The 4,349-nt window shown below is 73.5% G+C and carries 7 protein-coding genes; 5 read left to right on the forward strand and 2 right to left on the reverse strand.

The annotated features are described in order from the left end of the window. The coding region (locus ICW40_RS12555) for a DoxX family membrane protein (protein ID WP_221654363.1) at window positions 1-430 on the reverse strand (430 nt) is incomplete at its 3' end. A gap of 113 nt (window positions 431-543) precedes the next feature. On the opposite strand from ICW40_RS12555, the gene ICW40_RS12560 reads away from it, so the two are divergent. Then, window positions 544-1,305: a sigma-70 family RNA polymerase sigma factor gene (locus ICW40_RS12560; RefSeq protein WP_374199152.1), complete on the forward strand. Its 762-nt coding sequence runs from the start codon at window positions 544-546 to the stop codon at window positions 1,303-1,305. After that, entirely contained in the window at window positions 1,302-1,586 is a 285-nt protein-coding gene (gene rsrA, locus ICW40_RS12565) for a mycothiol system anti-sigma-R factor (protein ID WP_308121780.1), read from the forward strand. The genes ICW40_RS12560 and rsrA overlap by 4 nt, the downstream gene beginning before the upstream one ends. A gap of 53 nt (window positions 1,587-1,639) precedes the next feature. Here rsrA and ICW40_RS21770 read toward each other — a convergent pair whose 3' ends face one another. Beyond that, window positions 1,640-1,714 carry a 50S ribosomal protein bL37 gene (locus tag ICW40_RS21770; protein ID WP_109231027.1) on the reverse strand — a complete coding sequence of 25 codons (75 nt, stop codon included), beginning with the start codon at window positions 1,712-1,714 and terminating at the stop codon, window positions 1,640-1,642. A 122-nt stretch (window positions 1,715-1,836) separates the two neighbouring features. Between ICW40_RS21770 and ICW40_RS12570 the strand changes: the two genes are divergently transcribed. From ICW40_RS12570 to ICW40_RS12580, 3 genes are all read left to right on the forward strand, one after another. Further along, a complete protein-coding gene (locus ICW40_RS12570) occupies window positions 1,837-2,925 on the forward strand; it encodes a type IV pilus twitching motility protein PilT (RefSeq protein WP_221654365.1) in 1,089 nt (362 codons plus the stop codon). Window positions 2,926-3,086: 161 nt separating this feature from the next. After that, a complete protein-coding gene (locus tag ICW40_RS12575) occupies window positions 3,087-3,926 on the forward strand; it encodes a DUF4097 family beta strand repeat-containing protein (RefSeq protein WP_221654366.1) in 840 nt (279 codons plus the stop codon). Next, window positions 3,926-4,349, forward strand: a 424-nt coding sequence (locus tag ICW40_RS12580; RefSeq protein ID WP_260459160.1) for a PadR family transcriptional regulator, incomplete at its 3' end; no start/stop codon positions are given. The genes ICW40_RS12575 and ICW40_RS12580, both read left to right, overlap by 1 nt.

Here is a 4,349-nt window from a genome sequence, read left to right on the forward strand (position 1 = left end):
CGGTCGCCCCGATCGGACGCCCGAAGCGCCGGCGCGAGCCGTGCGCGGTCGCGGCGACGGCGGCGTCGGACGCGGTCGCGACGACCCGGGCGGAGGCGCCGAACGGCTGGTTCACGACGGCGAGCGGGACGGTGAGCGCGGCGAGGGCGAGCGCTGCGGTGCGCGGTGCGCGACCCAGCGCGAGCATGAGCGCGGCGATCGCCATGGCGGCGCCGTGGACGCGCACCAGGAGCCGGAGCCGGTCGTCGTCGGGCGGCTCGGGCAGCCGCCCGCGGCCGAGCGTCTCCCACGCGGCGTCGGTCCGGGCCATGTGCGGGTCCGGTCGGCGGACGGCGTCGAGCCCCTCGGAGAGGAACCATGCGGCGAACAGGGGCCTGGCGATCCGACGGACCAGCATCGACGTCTCCTTGCGCTCGGCGTGCTCCTGCACGCTAACGCGTCCCCTCGTCGACGGCACCCGTCCGGGGCCTCCGACCGGAGCCCGGGCGGTCGCGCGGAAGGGGCTCGCGGAATGGGCGCGCGCCCGGCGGCGTTCACCACGGCATGACCGCGCTCCTCACCGCCCCGACGGCGTCGCTCGGCGACCCCGCCGGAGCCGGTCGCACGGCCGCGCCGGCGCGCGGGCTCCGGACGTGGCGGAGCGCGGCGGCCGGGGGGCGCCTCGCGTGGCGGGCACTAGGCTCGCGGGTGATGAGCGAGGACACGCACCGCGCACCCGAGGAGGACGCCTCCGCACGGGCCGCACGTTTCGAGGCCGAGGCGCTGGTCCACGTCGACCAGCTGTACTCGGCCGCCCTGCGGATGACGCGCAACCCGGCCGACGCCGAGGACCTGGTCCAGGAGACGATCGCGAAGGCGTTCGCCGCCTTCCACCAGTACCGCCCGGGGACCAACCTCAAGGCGTGGCTGTACCGGATCCTCACCAACACGTTCATCAACACGTACCGCAAGAAGCAGCGCGAGCCGCAGAAGTCGGCGGCGGAGGACATCGAGGACTGGCAGATCGCGCGGGCCGCCTCGCACACGTCGTCGGGGCTCCGCTCGGCCGAGGCCGAGGCGCTCGACCGCCTGCCGGACTCCGACGTCAAGGCCGCGCTCCAGGCCATCCCGGAGGACTTCCGGATCGCCGTCTACCTCGCCGACGTCGAGGGGTTCGCCTACAAGGAGATCGCCGAGATCATGGGCACACCCATCGGCACGGTCATGTCCCGGCTGCACCGCGGCCGGCACCAGCTCCGAGAGCTGCTCACCGACTACGCCCGCGACCGCGGGCTCGTCCCGGCTGCCGAGGGAGGCACCCAGTGACGCACCAGAGCTCAGACGACGCGGTGAGGGGACCGGGCGGGCTGGACTGCGCCGAGGCCCTGAGCAAGCTGTTCTCGTTCCTGGACGCCGAGATCGGCGAGGCCGAGGGGGACCAGATCCGCGCTCACCTCGCGGACTGCGAGCCGTGCCTCGCCGAGTACGACATCGAGGACCACGTCAAGAAGCTGGTCAAGCGCTCGTGCTCGGAGTGCGCACCGCCCGAGCTGCACGTGCGGATCCGCGAGCAGCTGACCGTCCTGCGCACGCAGACACTGGGCTGAGCCCGGCCAGGCCGGGCGGTGGGGGACCCTCGGGCCCGCCCACCGCCGACGGCTCAGGCGTTGGGGCGCTTGCCGTGGTTGGCGGCGCTGCCCTTGCGGGACTTGCGCTTGCGTCCGCGCTTGCTCATCGGGTGCTCCTCGCTGTCTCTCCCAGGGCCCGAGCGGGCTCTCGGCGGCGTCCATGGTCCCACATGCACGAGGTGGGTCCCGATCGCTCAAGTCGGGGCACCTGTCGCCCGATCACTTGGGGGTGAGTGACGAGCCCCAGTCCGTGATCCCGCTCCTGCACGCCCTCGCGAGCAGCGGCGGCTCAGACCTGCACTGCAAGGTCGGCTCCGCACCGCGCGTGCGCGTGGACGGCCGGCTGCGCCGGCTCCAGGTGCCCGACCTCACGCCCGCGGACACGAGCCACATGGTGGACGAGGTCATCCCCGCGACGATGCGCGAGCAGTTCGAGCGCACGCACGAGGCCGACTTCGCCTACTCGCTGCCGGGCGTGGGCCGGTTCCGCGTCAACGCCTACCAGGCGCGCGGCACGCTCGGCATGGTCTTCCGCCGCGTCGCCGTCGGCGCCCAGTCGCTCGTGGAGCTCGGCCTGCCCGAGGTCGTCGGGGAGCTCGCGCTCGAGCCGCGCGGCCTCGTGCTCGTCACCGGTCCGACCGGCTCGGGCAAGACGACGACCCTCGCCTCCATGGTGGACCTGGTGAACACCTACAAGGAGTGCAACATCATCACGATCGAGGACCCGATCGAGATCCTGCACTCCGACAAGAAGGCCATCGTGTCCCAGCGCGAGGTGCGCTTCGACACCGACGACTTCACGGTCGCCCTGCGTGCCGCGATGCGGCAGGACCCCGACGTCATCCTCGTCGGCGAGATGCGCGACGTGGAGACGGTACGCGCCGCGCTCTCGGCGGCCGAGACCGGTCACCTCGTCATGTCGACGCTGCACACGATCGACGCGCAGGAGACGATCAACCGCATCGTCGACTTCTTCCCGCCGCACGAGCAGCGCCAGGTGCGCCACGCGCTCTCGCAGGCGCTCCGCGGCGTCGTGTCGCAGCGTCTGGTCCGCAAGGCGGACGGCTCCGGTCGCGCGGCCGCCATCGAGGTGATGGTCAACACCGGCCGCACGGCCGAGGCGATCGTGGACCCGTACAACGCTCCGCCGCTCGTCGACCTCATCAAGGAGGGCGAGTACTACAAGATGCAGACGTTCGACCAGCACCTCTTCCGCCTGATCCGCGACGGCGTCGTCACGTACGAGGACGCGTGCCTCGTCGCGAGCAACCCGCAGGACCTCACGGTCGAGCTGCGCGGCGCCGGCATCATGCGCTGACCGCGCTCGCCACCCGTCCGACCGACCGCCCGGGCCGGCCACGCGCGTCGTGGCCGGCCCGAGGCGTCCCTGCACGACGGCGACGCTCGTCGTTGCGTTCGTCGAAGACGCGATATAACGTGTCTCCAACGACGCGATATATCTCGATGGGAGAACAGCCGATGAGCACGGAGTCCTGGGTCCTGCCGGGCCCCCAGATCCTGGACGTCGAGGACGTCCGCTCGCTGCGCGTGCAGGTGGTGGCGGGCCGCGTGGACGTCGTCGTGCACGACGACGACGCCGCCACCGGTGCGCGGCTCGAGGTGCACTCGGTCCGTGGCCGGCCGCTCGAGGTCACGCTGCGCGACGGCGAGCTCGCCGTCGGCTACAGCTTCACGCTCGGGGGCTGGGAGGCGTTCCTCGACAAGGTCCGCACGTTCACCGACAAGGACGCGGCCGAGGTGCACATCGCGGTGCCCCGTCACGTCGCCGTGCGCCTCGGCACGGTGAGCGCCGACGCGCTCGTGGCGGGGGTCCGCCAGGACGTCAGCGTCTCGACCGTCTCCGGACAGCTCGCGGCCGACTCGACGCGGGGAGCCCTGCGCGGCAACACCGTGTCCGGCGAGATCGTGGTCCGCGACCACGCGGGCGACCTGCGGCTCAACACCGTCTCGGGCGACCTCACGGCGTCGGGCGTGCTGACGCGGGTCAACGCCAACAGCGTGTCGGGCGACCTGACGCTCGACGTGCGCGACACCCACAGCGCGATCGCGGTGTCCTCGGTCTCGGGCGACGTGACGGTGCGGCTCCCCGCGGGGGCCGGCGTCCGCGTGGAGGCGCGCAGCGCCACGGGCCGGACCGTCGTCGACGGCCGCCAGCACCGCGCTCCCTCACGTGGCGGGGCCACCGAGATCGAGGAGCCGGGTCACGGCCCCACGGTGATCAGCACGACGAGCGTCTCGGGCCACGTGACGGTGCTGCGGGGGTCGTCGGTGCCCAGCGCGTCGTCGGCCGGGGCCTGATGGCGACGGTCTTCGCCCACGGCCAGCTCCGGCTGTACCTGCTCGCCCTGCTCGCGGCGGGGCCGCGGCACGGGTACGAGCTCATCACGGCCCTCAGCGAGCGCTTCGGCGGCACGTACCGGCCGAGCCCGGGCACGGTCTACCCCCGGCTCGCGCGGCTCGAGGAGGAGGGGCTGGTGCGCCGGCACGACGAGGGACGCAAGGCGACCTACGCGCTCACCGAGGCGGGGCAGCGCGAGCTCGCGGACCGGCAGGACGACCTCGCCGCCCTCGAGGCGGACCTCGCCGAGACGGTCCGCGCGCTCGCGGGACAGCTGCGCGACGACGTCCGCGACTCGATGGCCGCCCTGCGCGCTGACCTCGCCGCGGCCGCGCAGCAGGCGCGGGCCGGCGGGCGTGCCGCACCGCCGCCCTCGTCACCGC

Source organism: Actinotalea ferrariae, from assembly GCF_019733465.1.
In the GTDB taxonomy this organism is placed as follows: Bacteria; Actinomycetota; Actinomycetes; order Actinomycetales; family Cellulomonadaceae; genus Actinotalea; species Actinotalea ferrariae_A.

Excerpts from the sequence above, each read along its gene's own strand:
- ICW40_RS12560 (WP_374199152.1), top strand. The coding sequence starts at position 544 with ATGACCGCGCTCCTCACCGCCCCGACGGCGTCGCTCGGCGACCCCGCC.
- ICW40_RS12575 (WP_221654366.1), top strand. The coding sequence starts at position 3,087 with ATGAGCACGGAGTCCTGGGTCCTGCCGGGCCCCCAGATCCTGGACGTC.